The sequence below is a fragment of the Lachnospira rogosae (ex Hitch et al. 2025) genome (genome assembly GCF_040096455.1).
Lineage (GTDB): Bacteria > Bacillota > Clostridia > Lachnospirales > Lachnospiraceae > Lachnospira > Lachnospira rogosae.
Window position 1 is genome coordinate 83974 of the sequence record NZ_JBBMER010000001.1, and the last position, 14003, is coordinate 97976.

Sequence of the window (14003 nt, forward strand, 5' to 3'; positions counted from 1 at the left end):
TATGGAGCAGATAACAAGTATAGTTGAACAGATTACACACTGGGGACTTACTGGAATATGGAAGATTTTATTCGCTATTATCATATGGTTTGTTGGTAAGAAAGTAATAGCACTTTGTATGAAATTCTTAAAGAAAGTATTTGATAAAGGAAGCTTAGACCCAGGTGTTGTTAATTTTACAATGTCAATAATAAGATTTGCACTTTATTCAGTGCTTATACTTATGGTTATTGATGAACTTGGAATACAGACAACTTCACTTGTAACTGTATTTGGTTCAGCGGCTCTTGCAATAGGTATGTCATTACAGGGTTCGCTTTCTAACTTTGCAGGCGGAGTGCTTATACTTATATTTAAGCCATTTAAGGTTGGTGACTATATAGTAGTTGGTAATCTTGAGGGAACTGTTAGAACTATAGAGCTTCTTTACACTAAGCTCACAACAGTTGATAACAAGGTGGTAATGCTTCCTAATGGTGCATTATCTAATTCTAATATTGTAAATGTGGGGGCTGAAGATAACAGACGTCTTGATATCGAGATGTCTATAGGTTACTCATCTGATTTAAAGCTTGCCAAGAATATATTAAGTGATATTCTTGCGGCTGATAATTCAATCCTTAAGGATAAGGAAGTGAAGGTTATAGTAAAGAGCCTTGATGAAAGCTGTGTGACACTTGAGACAAGAGCGTGGGTAAAGACAGAAGATTACTGGGATACAAGATTTGCACTTCTTGAAGAATACAAGTCGGAATTTGATAAGAACGGCATAGAAATTCCATTTAACCAGATGGACGTACATATTGTATAAATATTGTTGTATAAATATTGTGTGATAATATATTGTTATATGAATATATGTGTGCTATAATGTTGCCGGATGGGATGAAAGGTTCATATAGACTAACTTGAATTTCCTGTTCATATAAAGTAACTTATTGTATGTGGGATATTAATATGATATGAAGCTTAATGGCTGAGTATCAGAATGGAGAATGAATTGAAGTTATCAGAAGAAAGACAGCAGCTTTTTAATTTTGTGCTTTCTGAATTAGAGCAGGAAGGCAATCTTGCACACGAGAAGAATGCTATACAGCACGGTTTAACAACAGTATATGAGCATAGTGTAGGTGTGGCAGGAGCAAGTCTTAAGCTTGCAGAATTCTTTCATTTAAAGGTGAATGAGAAAGCACTTATAAGAGGAGCACTTCTACACGATTATTTCTTATATGACTGGCACATAAAGAGAAAGGGACATCATTTCCACGGCTTTACACATCCTGCAACAGCACTAAGGAATGCAGAGAAGGAATATAATCTTGGCGATATAGAAAGAAATATAATCTCAAGACATATGTTTCCTCTTACGATAGTTCCACCTATGTGCAGGGAAGCCTGGCTTGTATGCCTTGCTGACAAGTATTGTGCAGTTAAGGAAACCTTCGCACCAGCGGTAGGTTACTAGAATGTATATATTAATTGGCAGAATAGACCAGTTAGTGAGCAGTTGAATTAAGATTAATACTTATAAATACTCCGGCAGTATGTTGCGTTTAAGCAGTGTACTGCCGGATTTTTTTGTTCCTTTATATAGTTGTATGGATATATTTAGAAGACAGAGTGATTTCATATAGTCATAAAGAATTAAGTCGTTGGGATATTAAGATTGCGAATGCCAGAATACACAGCAATATCACATTTTTTACTTATTTTTTACATCATTTGGTCACAATTTCCAAGTAATATACAATTGTTCACAGGAAAACGCGTTGTGAAGTAACTTGCAGAGGATATTAAGATGTGCAGGAAAGATTGGAGACCAGTGTATGGCAATTGAAGTATTTAACAGATATGAGAAAAAATATATACTTGATGAACACACTTTCAGAAGGCTGCTTGAACGAATAAATGATTATATGGAGCCGGATAAATATAATCTTAATGGACAATTTTATAGTATATGTAACATTTATTATGATACTGATGACAACAGGCTTATAAGAAGTTCAATTGAGAAGCCTGTATACAAGGAGAAACTCAGAATGAGAAGCTATGGTACTCCTTGTGGAGAAGACAGGGTATTTCTTGAGATTAAGAAGAAATATAATGGCATTGTTAATAAACGCAGAACATCAATTGTACTAAAAGACGCATATAAGTATATGGAAAGTGATGTGTATCCTGAGAGTGACACACAATGTATTAACACACAGGTGCTTAAAGAGATTGATTATTTTAAGAAAATGTATACATTAAAGCCAAAGGTATATCTTTCATATGACAGGTATGCTTATTTTGAAAAAAATGATGGTGATTTCAGAGTCACATTTGATACTAATATAACAACAAGGAGAGGCGATGTAAGGCTTGAGAGCGGAAGCTATGGCAATAAGCTTATTCCTGACAGATTGTATCTTATGGAGATTAAAATAAGCGGTGCAGTACCGATGTGGTTTACAAGATGTCTTTCGGATCTGCATATATATCCTGTTTCATTCTCTAAATATGGAACAGAATATAAAAGATATGTGCTTGAAGGTTATGATAAAGATACAGAGGAATTGAGTAACCAGATAGCACCTAATGAATATGCAAAGGAATACGGTAATGTATATGGCTGTCAGTATGGACAGTATGGAAAAAGTGCAATATGTATCTAATAATAAAAGTATAAATTAAAAGGAGCAATATTATGTTTGAATCAATATTTACATCAACAGCGGATAATTCAATAAATATCAGCCAGGCGGCAATATCTTTAGGTGCATCAATCGTAATCGGAGTTATTATTGCAATTGTATATATGTACATCAGCAAAAAAGAAGGTTACCAGAAGAATTTTATAATTGGTCTTTTAATGCTTCCAGCGGTTGTATCAGTCGTTATTCTTCTTGTGGGAAGCAATGTTGCAAGAGCATTTTCGATGGCAGGAGCATTTGCACTTGTAAGATTCAGAAGTGCACCGGGAAGTGCTAAGGATATTTCAATTGTGTTCTTTACAATGGCAGCAGGTCTTGCTTGTGGTCTTGGATATGTAACATTTGCAGCAGCATTTACAGCAGTTATGCTTTTGCTTTTAATACTTATATCAGCATTAGGTTTTGTAGATAGGAATGAAGGACGTAAGCAGCTTAAAATTGTTATTCCAGAAAGCCTTAACTATAATTCGGTATTTGATGATCTGTTTGATAAATACACGTCTGAGAACAGATTAAATAAAGTTAAGACAACTAATATGGGCACAATGTATGAGCTTACATATGAAATCAGATTAAAAAATGATGATGCAGAAAAAGATTTCATTGACGAATTAAGGGTAAGAAATGGAAATCTTAATATATCAGTAGGAATTATGCCAGAAAACAGCGTATCGGCATTGAATTAAATGTTGACATATTAAGTGGAAGATTATATAGTATAGCAAATTAAACACCATTTGATGAATGATAGTATTATGTTATTCATCAGATGGTGGTTTTTGATTTTTCTCTTGTTTTATTTGATGATATGTTATATTATAATAAGGTATACGAAAGGGACGTGGTAGATATGATAGATAATAATACACAATTTTTTAGAACACAGCCAGAAAAGACAATATCAGTAGAAGGAATACTTGAACAAGTATATCTTGCATTAAAAGAAAAAGGATATAACCCTGTTAACCAGATAGTAGGTTACATTATGTCAGGAGATCCAACATATATTACAAGTCATAACAATGCAAGAAGCCTTATTATGAAGGTAGAAAGAGATGAACTTGTAGAAGAGGTTATCAAGTACTTCATAGAGGGTAAGGGTTTATAATTAAGTTATGAGAATAATTGGATTGGATTATGGAACAAAGACAGTGGGCGTGGCGTTAAGCGATGCACTTGGCATTACAGCACAGCCTGTTGAGACAATCACAAGAAAAGAAGAGAATAAGCTTAGAAAGACATACGCCAGAATAGAAGCTATTATTGAGGAGAATGACGTTGAGAAGATAGTTGTCGGACTCCCTAAGAATATGAATAATACTGTAGGTGAGAGAGCTATAGCCTGTGAAGAGTTTGCTAAGAATCTTGAGAGAAGAACAGGGCTTGAAGTCATTATGTGGGACGAAAGACTTACAACAGTTTCAGCAGAGAAGGCACTTATGGAAAGCGGCGTAAGAAGAGAGAACAGAAAGGCAGTTATTGACCAGATTGCTGCTGTGTTTATATTACAAGGTTATCTTGACTGTCAGGCTAATGCAGGCAGGTAAATGAATTAATAAAGGTGGTTTAAATTAATATGGAAAAGCTCACATTTGTTACAGATGATAACGAGAATGTTGAATTATATATTATTGAAGAGACAAGAGCGAATGGAGTTAATTATTTATTAGTAACAGATTCTTCTGATGAGGAAGATACAGATGCGGAATGTTACATTTTAAAAGACACATCAAGTGAAGCAGATGCAGATGCAGTATATGAATTTGTTGAGGATGATACAGAATTTGATGCAATCAGCAGAATATTTGCGGAACTTATGGATGATGATATTGAACTTATATAATTGAATAAAGAATGAGGTGCTTAATGAAAAAAGAAAATGTCGGTTCTGTTAAGGTGATTCCACTTGGAGGCCTTGAACAGATTGGAATGAACATAACTGCCATCGAATACGATGACAGTATTGTTGTTGTGGATTGCGGTTTAAGCTTTCCAGAAGAAGAAATGCTTGGTATTGACCTTATTATTCCAGATGTTACTTATCTTAAGGAGAATATTGATAAGGTTAAAGCGTTTGTTATTACACATGGCCACGAGGATCACATCGGAGCAATTCCTTATGTATTAAAGGAAGTTAATGTTCCTATATATGCTACACGTCTTACAATGGGACTTATAGAGTCTAAGCTAAAAGAACATAATATGCTTCGTGAAGTTAAAAGAAAAGTTGTACGATATGGACAGTCAGTTACTCTTGGTGATTTCAGGGTGGAATTTATAAGAACTAACCACAGTATTGCAGATGCAGCTGCACTTGCAATATTCTCTCCAGCAGGTATTCTTGTCCATACAGGTGACTTTAAGGTTGATTATACACCAGTTAATGGTGAACCAATAGATTTACAGAGATTTGCAGAGCTTGGAAAGAAGGGCGTGCTTGCACTTATGTGCGATAGTACTAATGCTTTAAGACCGGGCTTTACAATGTCAGAGAGAACTGTAGGAAGTACATTTGACAAGATATTTAATGATAATAAGAACAGCAGAATTATAATTGCAACATTTGCTTCTAATGTAGACAGAGTACAGCAGATTATTAATGCGGCAGTTGCATATGGAAGAAAAGTATGCGTAGAAGGCCGTAGTATGGTCAATATTATAGATGTTGCTGAAGATCTTGGATATCTTCATATTCCAGATGGTACTCTTATAGAGACAGAGGCTATGAAGAATTACACACCTGAGCAGATTGTGCTTATTACAACAGGTAGTCAGGGAGAGTCAATGGCAGCCCTTTCAAGAATGGCAGCTAACCTTCATAGAAAGGTATCTATCCAGCCGGGCGACTGTGTTGTATTTTCATCAACACCTATTCCTGGTAATGAGAAGTCTGTAGCAAGAGTTATCAATGAACTTGGAATGAAGGGCGCTAAGGTTATATTCCAGGATACACATGTATCTGGACATGCCTGTCAGGAAGAGATAAAGCTTGTATATTCACTTCTTAAGCCAAAGTATGCTATACCAGTACACGGTGAATACAGACACCTTATAGCACAGAAGGAAGTTGCAATGTCACTTGGATATGATAAGGAAGATGTTATTATAGCCAAATCAGGTGATGTTATTGAACTTAGTGATGAGAAGGCTGCAATCGTTGGAAAGGTTCACACAGGAGCTATTCTTGTCGATGGACTTGGTGTTGGTGATGTAGGTAATATTGTATTAAGAGACAGACAGAATCTTGCAGAGAATGGTATTATAATTGTTGTTCTCACACTTGAGAAGTATACAGGACAGCTTGTTGCAGGACCGGATATTGTAACTCGAGGCTTTGTATATGTAAGAGAGGCAGAAGAACTGCTTGATGAGGCAAGAGCTATAGTTACAGATTCTGTTCTTAGATGTCTTGATAAGAATATCACTGACTGGAGCAAGATTAAGAACATTATCAAAGATGATCTCAGCGAATATTTGTGGAAGAAGATGAAGAGAAATCCAGTTATTCTTCCAATTATTATGGAAGCTCAGATGTAATCAGTTATAATGGGAGATATTAATGCAGAGAATTGAGCAGTTAAAGCTTGAACTAAGCAAAGCTATAAAAGAAAGCCCTGAATATATTGAATATAAAAGACTAGAGGCTATTATAGATAAAGACCCTAATTTAAAGAGAAGTATTGATGAGTTCAGAAGACAGAATTTTGATATACAGAATAGTGGTAAGGTTGATGATATATTTGCCGCACAGGAGGATCTTAATAATAGATATGCAGATATGAGAAGACAGGATATGGTCAACAGATATCTGCTGTCTGAGGTCTGTCTGTGCCGTATGGTTCAGGATATATGCAGAACTGTAGTTGAGACAATTGAATTCGATGTTGATTTCTTGAATAATTAATCATCATAACTATATTTAGTCGGACGGGAATGGATATTTGATTATGAATAATAAATCTATAAGAATGGTTGTTTCATTGTCACTTAATGCATTGTTTATTGCAATTGCTGTAGTAGTGGTTGTTATGTTTGGAACAAAAGCCTATACATTTGGTAACAATATATTTAATGAGAAGTCGGTGGACACAGTTGATAATGCCAAAGTGGTTGAAGTGACAATAGCTGATGGTGTAACAGCTAAGAGGTTAGCCAGCCAGTTATATGAAAAAGGTCTTATTAGTGATGAGAAAATATTTTATTTTCAGGTAAAGTTATCTGATTATAAAGATAAGTTTAAGGCGGGAACATACAGTCTTAATACAGGTATGAAGCCAACAGATATGATGAAGATATTAGCTGGCATCAGCACAACTGATACTGGTGATAGTGAATAAATATTAATGAGAGGTTTACTAAGGTGATTGTCAACGAAAGAATAGTAGCTTATATTAATTCTCTTGATAGAGGTAATTCACCAATCTGTAATACAATCGAAAAGGAAGCAATTGAGGACGATGTCCCGATTATTAGAAAAGAGATGGGCAATCTGCTAAAGGTGCTGCTTGAATTAAAGCAGCCACAGTCGATTCTTGAAGTAGGAACGGCAGTAGGTTACTCATCTATTCTTATGAGTGAGAATATGCCTGAGGGTTGTATAATTGATACAATAGAGAATTATGATAAAAGAATACCTATAGCCCGCAATAATTTCAAGAGGGCAGGAAAAGAGGATTGTATAAGGCTTATAGAGGGCGATGCTATGGAAGTCTTAAAAGAGCTGGAAGGTCCATATGATTTTATATTTATGGATGCCGCCAAGGGACAGTATATTAATTATCTGCCTGAAATATTAAGGCTTATGCCTAAGGGCGGACTTCTTATAACAGATAATATACTTCAGGAGGGTGAGCTTGTAGAGTCCAGATATGTTGTCACAAGAAGGGACAGGACAATACATACAAGAATTAGAGAGTATGTATATGAGCTTACACATAATGATAATCTTATAACTTCAATTGTACCAATTGGAGACGGAATTACATTGAGCGTTAAAAAATAAATGGAGGAAAATAATATGGCAGGACATTATTATAATGGCAGGGAACTTGAACTTTTAATACCAGCAAGCAGTCTTGAAGTATTAAAGATTGCAGTTATATTTGGTGCTGATGCAGTATATATAGGTGGAGAGGCTTTTGGCTTAAGAGCTAAGGCTAAGAATTTCTCAAAAGAGGATATGGTAGAAGGAATTAAATTTGCCCACGAAAGAGATGTTAAGGTGTATGTTACAGCTAATATACTTGCACATAACTATGACCTTGACGGAGCAAGGGAATATTTTAAGGAGCTTGATGTTATAAAGCCAGATGCAGTTATTATATCTGATCCGGGAATGTTCACAATTGCCAAGGAAGAACTTCACGATATAGATATTCATATAAGCACACAGGCTAATAATACTAACTATATGACATATCAGTTCTGGTGGAAACAGGGTGCTAAGAGAGTTGTAACAGCAAGAGAGCTTTCATTGAATGAGATTAGGAATATAAGAAAGAATATTCCTGATGAGATGGAGATAGAAACATTCATACACGGTGCTATGTGTATATCATACTCAGGAAGATGTCTTCTTAGCAGTTTTATGGCAGGAAGGGACGCTAACAGAGGTGCCTGCACACATCCTTGCAGATGGAAGTACGCTGTTGTTGAGGAGAACAGACCAGGCGAATATATGCCTGTATATGAGAATGAAAGAGGAACTTATATCTTTAACTCTAAAGATTTATGTATGATTGAGCATATTCCAGAGCTTATAGAGGCAGGAATTGACAGCTTTAAGATAGAGGGAAGAATGAAGACAGCCCTTTATGTAGCTACAGTTGCAAGAACATACAGACTTGCAATTGATGATTTCTTAAAAGACCCAGAACTTTATAAGTCAAGAATTCCATTTTACAAGTCAGAGATAAGCAAATGTACTTACAGACAGTATACAACAGGTTTCTTCTTTGGAAAGCCAGATGAAAATACACAGATATATGAAAGCAACACATACATTAAGGAATACACTTATCTTGGAATTGTAGGAGATAAGAACGAAGAAGGTCTTTACAATATAGAACAGCGTAATAAGTTCTCGGTTGGTGAGGAGATTGAAGTTATGAAGCCGGACGGAACTAATCTTTTAGTTACAGTTAAGCGGATAACTGACGAAAAGGGCGTTGATATGGAAAGCTGTCCACATCCTAAACAGCAGCTTTATATTGACCTTGGTGTAGAACTTGAAAGATATGACATTTTAAGAAGAAAAGAAGAATAATATATTAAGATTTATGTGCGTCAGTATGAATGAATAGTCCATACTGGCGTATTTTTATGTAATAGGAATTCCCAGTTGCATAAAAGGCACTATGTGCCGATGATGCACACTTGAGCAATATGCAATAAATTATATGGATATGCAATAAAGGTGTGTCCTACGCATAAAATATAGAAATATGTGTAGGGGTGCTTTTTCTTGAAGGTGTTTGAGAAACCATTATCAGAGCAGGAAGAAAAAGAGATGTTAATAAAAAGCCGTAATGGGGATATAGAGGCTAGGAATATACTTGTAGAGAAGAATATGCGCCTTGTAGCACATATGATTAAGAAATATGCTTGTGCTGAGAAAGATACACAGGATTTAATATCAGTAGGAACAATAGGACTGATAAAGGCAGTTAATACCTTTAACCCTGATAAGAAAATCCGTCTTGCGACATATGCGGCAAAATGTATAGATAACGAAATATTGATGATGTTAAGAAATGATAAGAAGAAAATGCGGGAGCTGTCCTTATATGAGCCGATTGGCACTGATAAAGAGGGCAATGATATAACATTTATAGATGTTGTCGGTGATGAAACAAGAGATGATGTAGGCGAGATGCTTACAGCAGAGCAGTTAAAGTGCATATATGACAATATGGATAATATATTGACAGAGCGGGAAAAGACGATAATAATAGGAAGATTTGGGCTGTTTGGAAGTAAGGAAATGACCCAGAATGAACTTGCGGCAAAGTTAAACATAAGTCGCAGTTATGTAAGCCGTATAGAAAGGCACGCTCTTAACAAGTTATATGCCCTTTTGGAGAATAAAAAGTTAATAGGATAGCAAAACTTAACATAAAAACTACAAAATCGACAGCAGGGTATGGTATACTTATGCTTAAGCAGTAAGTCGTGCTGTGGCGGAGAAATATATCGCTAAGATGTCCGCCGCAGTCGGATAATACTGCCGTAATAGATAAAAGGAGTATTTAAAATGGATAATATCTCTGATGATAAAATAATTAACGATAATGCTACGAATAATGGCAGTAATAATAATACAGTTATAAGCAGACGTCTTGAGGCAGTACGTGGCATAATGAAAGAAAAAGGCGTGGATATCTATGTTGTAGTAACGGGCGATTACCACATTTCTGAATATGCAGGTGATTACTTTAAGGAAAGAGAATTCATTTCTGGCTTTTCAGGCTCAGCAGGAACAGCAGTTATAACAAGTGACACTGCAGTGCTTTTCACAGATGGCAGATATTTTGTGCAGGCTGAGAAACAGCTTAGCGGTACAGAGTATAAGCTTATGAGAATGGGAAGTGCAGGGGTACCTGCACTCAATGAATATTGCAGGGAACTTTTAAAAGAGGGAATGACAATAGGATTTGACGGAAGATGTGTACAGGCAGGACAGGGAATAGAATTTAAGAAAATGGCTGAATTTAACAAGGCACATTGTAACTATTCATTTGATGCGATAGAACAAATATACAATGACAGGGCAGAATTCCCACACAGCAAGGCATTTTATCTTGATACTATGTATTCAGGAAAGACTATTAAAGATAAGCTTATTGATGTGCGTTGTGCAATGAAAGACAATATGTCAGATGTACATATTATTGCCTCGCTTGATGATATATGCTGGCTTTTTAATATAAGAGGCAGGGATGTACATTGTAATCCTGTTATTATGGCATATGCGGCAGTATATATGGACAAGACTGTTCTGTATACAGATATAGACAGGCTTGATGACTGTATAGATAAACTTATAGAGGCTGGCGTTGAGGTTAAGCCTTATAATGATATATATGAGGATATAAGAAGCATAGCAGGACATAAAGTGCTTATTGATAAAAAGAGGGTTAATACAAGATTATATCTTTATGCTAAGGACAATGATAAGATAGAACTTGTCGAAAAGGAAAATCCAGAGGTTCTCCTTAAGGCAGTGAAGAATGACATAGAAATAACCAACCTTAAGAATGTACATATTGATGATGGTCTTGCCGTGACAAGATTTATATTCTGGCTTAAGAAGGCAGTTAAATCAGGACAGACAATAACAGAAGCATCAGCGGCAGAATATCTTGATAATCTTAGAAGCGGTATAAAGGATTACATTGAATTAAGCTTTGATACAATAAGTGCATACGCTGATAATGCGGCAATGATGCACTATCAGGCTTCAAAGGATAACTGCAGTACGCTAAAGCAGGAGGGGATGCTTTTAGTTGATTCGGGTGGACAATATATGCGTGGAACAACAGATATTACAAGAACTATTGCGTTAGGTGAAGTTACAGATGAGATGAAGAAGTGCTATACGCTGACACTTAAGGGAATGTTGAATCTTGCCAATACAAGGTTTCTTCACGGCTGTACCGGATATAATCTTGATATAATGGCAAGAGCTCCGTTGTGGAATGAGAATATTGATTACAGATGTGGAACTGGTCACGGAGTTGGTTATCTTTTAAATGTCCACGAAGCACCTAATGGATTTAGGTGGAAGCATATACAGGGGGTAAATGACCTTGCTGTATTAACACCGGGTATGGTAACATCAGATGAACCAGGAGTGTATGCTGATGGCAGATTTGGAATAAGAATTGAGAATGAAATAATAGTTACAGAGGATAAGGAAAATGAATATGGCAGGTGGCTTAAGTTTGAAATGCTTACTATGGTTCCTGTGGATTTAGACCTTGTTGATGTACAATATCTTAACTATAAAGATATAGAACAGCTTAATAATTATCATAAACAGGTGTATAATGTGTTAAGCCCATATATGAAAGGTGAGGAATTAGAACAGCTTGTATATAGCACAAGAGAATTGTAAGGAGGCTTTCGGTGTATGCAGATTAAAGAGTTTAAAGAAAAAGAAGTAGATGTGAAGGATAAGTCTTTGAGCAATAAAGTATATTTTGCTGTTGGTGGAATAGTCCTTGCAGTGATATTGATAGTTGCAGTATTTATAAAGGTTAATGAATTTGACATAAGAGATTATATAAAGCCTGTGTATACAGGTGCTGACGGATATGCTTCGGTGACATTTGTTGTAGATGAAGATGCACTGTCTAATAAGCTTTTAGGAAAGAAAGCTGATGACGATAAGAAATATTATGTTAGAAAGTTCATTGAATCAATAAATGTATACACAACAGATACCGATATTAAAAATGGTGATAAAGTCCACTGCGAGATAGAATTTAATGATACCTATGCAGATAATGCAGGTGTTGATATTAATAAGAAGCAGTATACTTATAAGGCTAAAGGCATTAATGCAGGTGCAAAGATAGACATATACAGCGGGGTTGATGTAACATTTTCAGGAATAAGCCCTGATGCCAGAATTATAATAGACAATGACTGGGATGATGATTATCTTAAGACACTTACATTTACTGCGGACAAGGCATCTTCAATTAAACTTAATGACAGTATTAAGGTAAGCTGTGATGTATCTTATGAAGATATGGCAAGGCACGGCATACTTGCCAAAGCCTGTGAGATGATTTATACAGCAGATAAACTTGCTGCTTACTGCGATGATTATACTAAAGTTAATAAAGATGTTATGGCTGACATATATAAAGAGATTAAGGAAACTATCACTAAAGAAACAGAAGATGCAACCTACAGAATGTTGTATGTGGCAACAGGCAACACAGATTACCTGTATCATCTTAATGAAGAAAATGTATCTGATGTCAATATTGATGCGGCGTATTTCCTTAAGGCTTTGGCAGCAGGACAGGAAGCGGATAATTATATTATCGTTCAGGCATCGGCTGTTGTAAGTGATAATGAGAGCAGTGAGCCTGTCAGCTATGTATTCAGATATGCTAATGCGTATATCACAGTTGATGGTGATTTTAATGTAGGACACGATAACCAGAATAAGCGTTTTATATGCGGAACAGACAGAGGGGTACTGTATGAGGAGTATATAGGTGCCCTTTCAGATAATTACAGCATAGACAGAATAGATAATAATTAATAGCTGGCGTTACAGCATACAGAGAAATTAATAGAAGCAGTCGAAGAATAGATAATAATTAATATTTGCTGTTATAGTGTGCAGAAGAATTAATAAAAGTAATCTAAGAACAGATAGTAATTATGGATACAGTGGGAGGAAGTTGAATTGATAACAGTAGAACAACTTTTGATGACAGCGAGGGAAGAAGGCGCGTCAGATGTGCATATTACAGTTGGTGTGCCTCCAAGAATGAGAGTGAACGGACGAATTGCTAATCTTGATTATCCAAGCTTGTCAGAGACAGATTGTAGTAAGATAATATACAGTATAATGGATGACAGGCAGATGGAACTGTTCAGGGATAATAAGCAGATTGAATTTGCATTGTCAGTGCCTAAGGCAGGAAGATACAGAGTCAGTGCATTTATGCAAAAAGGGCTTCCTGCCTGTGCAATACGACTTGTAACAGACAGTGTATCAGCACCAGGGGATATAGGTGTTCCTAAAGAGTTGATTGACATATGTGATAGCGAAAGCGGACTTGTTATTCTTGGCGGAGTGGCAGGAAGCGGTAAATCTACGACAATTGCCTCGATTATTGATTATATTAATGAGAATAAATGTGTTCATATACTGACATTGGAAGACCCTATTGAGTATGTACACACCCATAAAAATGCTATTGTGAACCAGCGTGAGGTAGGCATAGATGTGGCTTCTTATGATGAGGGGCTTAAGCTTGCAATAAGAGAAGATGTAGATGTGATTCAGGTTGGAAGAATGAGTGAGCCAGATACGGTTAAAGCAGTAATAAAAGCGGCTAAAGCCGGAAGTTTTGTTATTGCTGCTGTTGATGTCGCTGGTACTAAAGATATAATTCAGAGCATTATTGATGAATTTCCTCCTTCAGAGAAAGAGAAGATAAATACACAGCTTAAGGAAGTCTTAAAAATGGTTGTGTCACAGAAGTTAATACAACAGGATAAAGATGGCACAAAGGCTTCTTTTGAGATATTAAAGATTAATTAAGAAAATGAGGGTTA

Annotated in this window: 16 protein-coding genes; all 16 read left to right on the plus strand. The window is 36.0% G+C overall.

Translation table 11 applies throughout. The features are described from left to right. Window position 1 precedes the first annotated feature (1 nt). The 16 genes from WMO14_RS00315 (at window position 2) to WMO14_RS00390 (ending at window position 13989) form a co-directional block, all read left to right on the plus strand. Window positions 2–811 carry a mechanosensitive ion channel family protein gene (locus WMO14_RS00315; RefSeq protein WP_055174375.1) on the plus strand — a complete coding sequence of 270 codons (810 nt, stop codon included), beginning with the start codon at window positions 2–4 and terminating at the stop codon, window positions 809–811. Between the two features lie 177 nt (window positions 812–988). Beyond that, window positions 989–1465 carry an HD domain-containing protein gene (locus WMO14_RS00320; RefSeq protein WP_055174376.1) on the plus strand — a complete coding sequence of 159 codons (477 nt, stop codon included), beginning with the start codon at window positions 989–991 and terminating at the stop codon, window positions 1463–1465. Between the two features lie 361 nt (window positions 1466–1826). Next, window positions 1827–2660, plus strand: a complete 834-nt coding sequence (locus WMO14_RS00325) for a polyphosphate polymerase domain-containing protein (protein ID WP_022502735.1) — start codon at window positions 1827–1829, stop codon at window positions 2658–2660. A 32-nt stretch (window positions 2661–2692) separates the two neighbouring features. Next, the gene (locus tag WMO14_RS00330; protein ID WP_055307038.1) at window positions 2693–3385 is read left to right on the plus strand and encodes a DUF4956 domain-containing protein; all 693 of its coding nucleotides are present in this window, start codon (window positions 2693–2695) and stop codon (window positions 3383–3385) included. Between the two features lie 164 nt (window positions 3386–3549). Then, entirely contained in the window at window positions 3550–3807 is a 258-nt protein-coding gene (locus WMO14_RS00335) for an IreB family regulatory phosphoprotein (RefSeq protein ID WP_055175014.1), read from the plus strand. Between the two features lie 7 nt (window positions 3808–3814). Further along, a complete protein-coding gene (gene ruvX / locus WMO14_RS00340) occupies window positions 3815–4246 on the plus strand; it encodes a Holliday junction resolvase RuvX (protein ID WP_022502732.1) in 432 nt (143 codons plus the stop codon). A gap of 29 nt (window positions 4247–4275) precedes the next feature. Next, window positions 4276–4542 (plus strand): DUF1292 domain-containing protein, encoded by a 267-nt coding sequence (locus WMO14_RS00345; RefSeq protein WP_055307037.1) that lies wholly within the window; start codon window positions 4276–4278, stop codon window positions 4540–4542. Between the two features lie 23 nt (window positions 4543–4565). Continuing rightward, window positions 4566–6236: a ribonuclease J gene (locus tag WMO14_RS00350; protein WP_055174379.1), complete on the plus strand. Its 1671-nt coding sequence runs from the start codon at window positions 4566–4568 to the stop codon at window positions 6234–6236. A 22-nt stretch (window positions 6237–6258) separates the two neighbouring features. Continuing rightward, window positions 6259–6603 (plus strand): YlbF/YmcA family competence regulator, encoded by a 345-nt coding sequence (locus WMO14_RS00355; protein ID WP_022502729.1) that lies wholly within the window; start codon window positions 6259–6261, stop codon window positions 6601–6603. Between the two features lie 43 nt (window positions 6604–6646). Beyond that, entirely contained in the window at window positions 6647–7036 is a 390-nt protein-coding gene (locus WMO14_RS00360; protein WP_022502728.1) for an endolytic transglycosylase MltG, read from the plus strand. A gap of 23 nt (window positions 7037–7059) precedes the next feature. Further along, window positions 7060–7701, plus strand: coding sequence for an O-methyltransferase (locus tag WMO14_RS00365; protein WP_055174380.1), 642 nt, complete (start codon window positions 7060–7062; stop codon window positions 7699–7701). 15 nt (window positions 7702–7716) lie between these two features. Beyond that, the gene (locus WMO14_RS00370) at window positions 7717–8964 is read left to right on the plus strand and encodes a peptidase U32 family protein (RefSeq protein WP_022502726.1); all 1248 of its coding nucleotides are present in this window, start codon (window positions 7717–7719) and stop codon (window positions 8962–8964) included. A 198-nt stretch (window positions 8965–9162) separates the two neighbouring features. Further along, window positions 9163–9801, plus strand: a complete 639-nt coding sequence (gene sigK / locus WMO14_RS00375) for an RNA polymerase sporulation sigma factor SigK (RefSeq protein ID WP_349153084.1) — start codon at window positions 9163–9165, stop codon at window positions 9799–9801. A gap of 150 nt (window positions 9802–9951) precedes the next feature. Then, entirely contained in the window at window positions 9952–11814 is a 1863-nt protein-coding gene (locus WMO14_RS00380) for an aminopeptidase P family protein (protein WP_349153085.1), read from the plus strand. Between the two features lie 15 nt (window positions 11815–11829). Beyond that, window positions 11830–12978, plus strand: coding sequence for a hypothetical protein (locus tag WMO14_RS00385; RefSeq protein ID WP_349153086.1), 1149 nt, complete (start codon window positions 11830–11832; stop codon window positions 12976–12978). A 147-nt stretch (window positions 12979–13125) separates the two neighbouring features. Then, complete coding sequence (locus WMO14_RS00390) at window positions 13126–13989, plus strand: type IV pilus twitching motility protein PilT (protein ID WP_349153087.1); 864 nt, start codon at window positions 13126–13128, stop codon at window positions 13987–13989. The last annotated feature ends 14 nt before the right edge of the window (window positions 13990–14003 follow it).

What these genes read in the sequence shown, in the direction of transcription:
- WMO14_RS00315 (WP_055174375.1), top strand. Translation starts at nt 2, where the DNA reads ATGGAGCAGATAACAAGTATAGTTGAACAGATTACACACTGGGGACTT.
- WMO14_RS00320 (WP_055174376.1), top strand. Translation starts at nt 989, where the DNA reads ATGGAGAATGAATTGAAGTTATCAGAAGAAAGACAGCAGCTTTTTAAT.
- WMO14_RS00325 (WP_022502735.1), top strand. Translation starts at nt 1,827, where the DNA reads ATGGCAATTGAAGTATTTAACAGATATGAGAAAAAATATATACTTGAT.
- WMO14_RS00330 (WP_055307038.1), top strand. Translation starts at nt 2,693, where the DNA reads ATGTTTGAATCAATATTTACATCAACAGCGGATAATTCAATAAATATC.
- WMO14_RS00335 (WP_055175014.1), top strand. Translation starts at nt 3,550, where the DNA reads ATGATAGATAATAATACACAATTTTTTAGAACACAGCCAGAAAAGACA.
- ruvX (WP_022502732.1), top strand. Translation starts at nt 3,815, where the DNA reads ATGAGAATAATTGGATTGGATTATGGAACAAAGACAGTGGGCGTGGCG.
- WMO14_RS00345 (WP_055307037.1), top strand. Translation starts at nt 4,276, where the DNA reads ATGGAAAAGCTCACATTTGTTACAGATGATAACGAGAATGTTGAATTA.
- WMO14_RS00350 (WP_055174379.1), top strand. Translation starts at nt 4,566, where the DNA reads ATGAAAAAAGAAAATGTCGGTTCTGTTAAGGTGATTCCACTTGGAGGC.
- WMO14_RS00355 (WP_022502729.1), top strand. Translation starts at nt 6,259, where the DNA reads ATGCAGAGAATTGAGCAGTTAAAGCTTGAACTAAGCAAAGCTATAAAA.
- WMO14_RS00360 (WP_022502728.1), top strand. Translation starts at nt 6,647, where the DNA reads ATGAATAATAAATCTATAAGAATGGTTGTTTCATTGTCACTTAATGCA.
- WMO14_RS00370 (WP_022502726.1), top strand. Translation starts at nt 7,717, where the DNA reads ATGGCAGGACATTATTATAATGGCAGGGAACTTGAACTTTTAATACCA.
- WMO14_RS00380 (WP_349153085.1), top strand. Translation starts at nt 9,952, where the DNA reads ATGGATAATATCTCTGATGATAAAATAATTAACGATAATGCTACGAAT.
- WMO14_RS00385 (WP_349153086.1), top strand. Translation starts at nt 11,830, where the DNA reads ATGCAGATTAAAGAGTTTAAAGAAAAAGAAGTAGATGTGAAGGATAAG.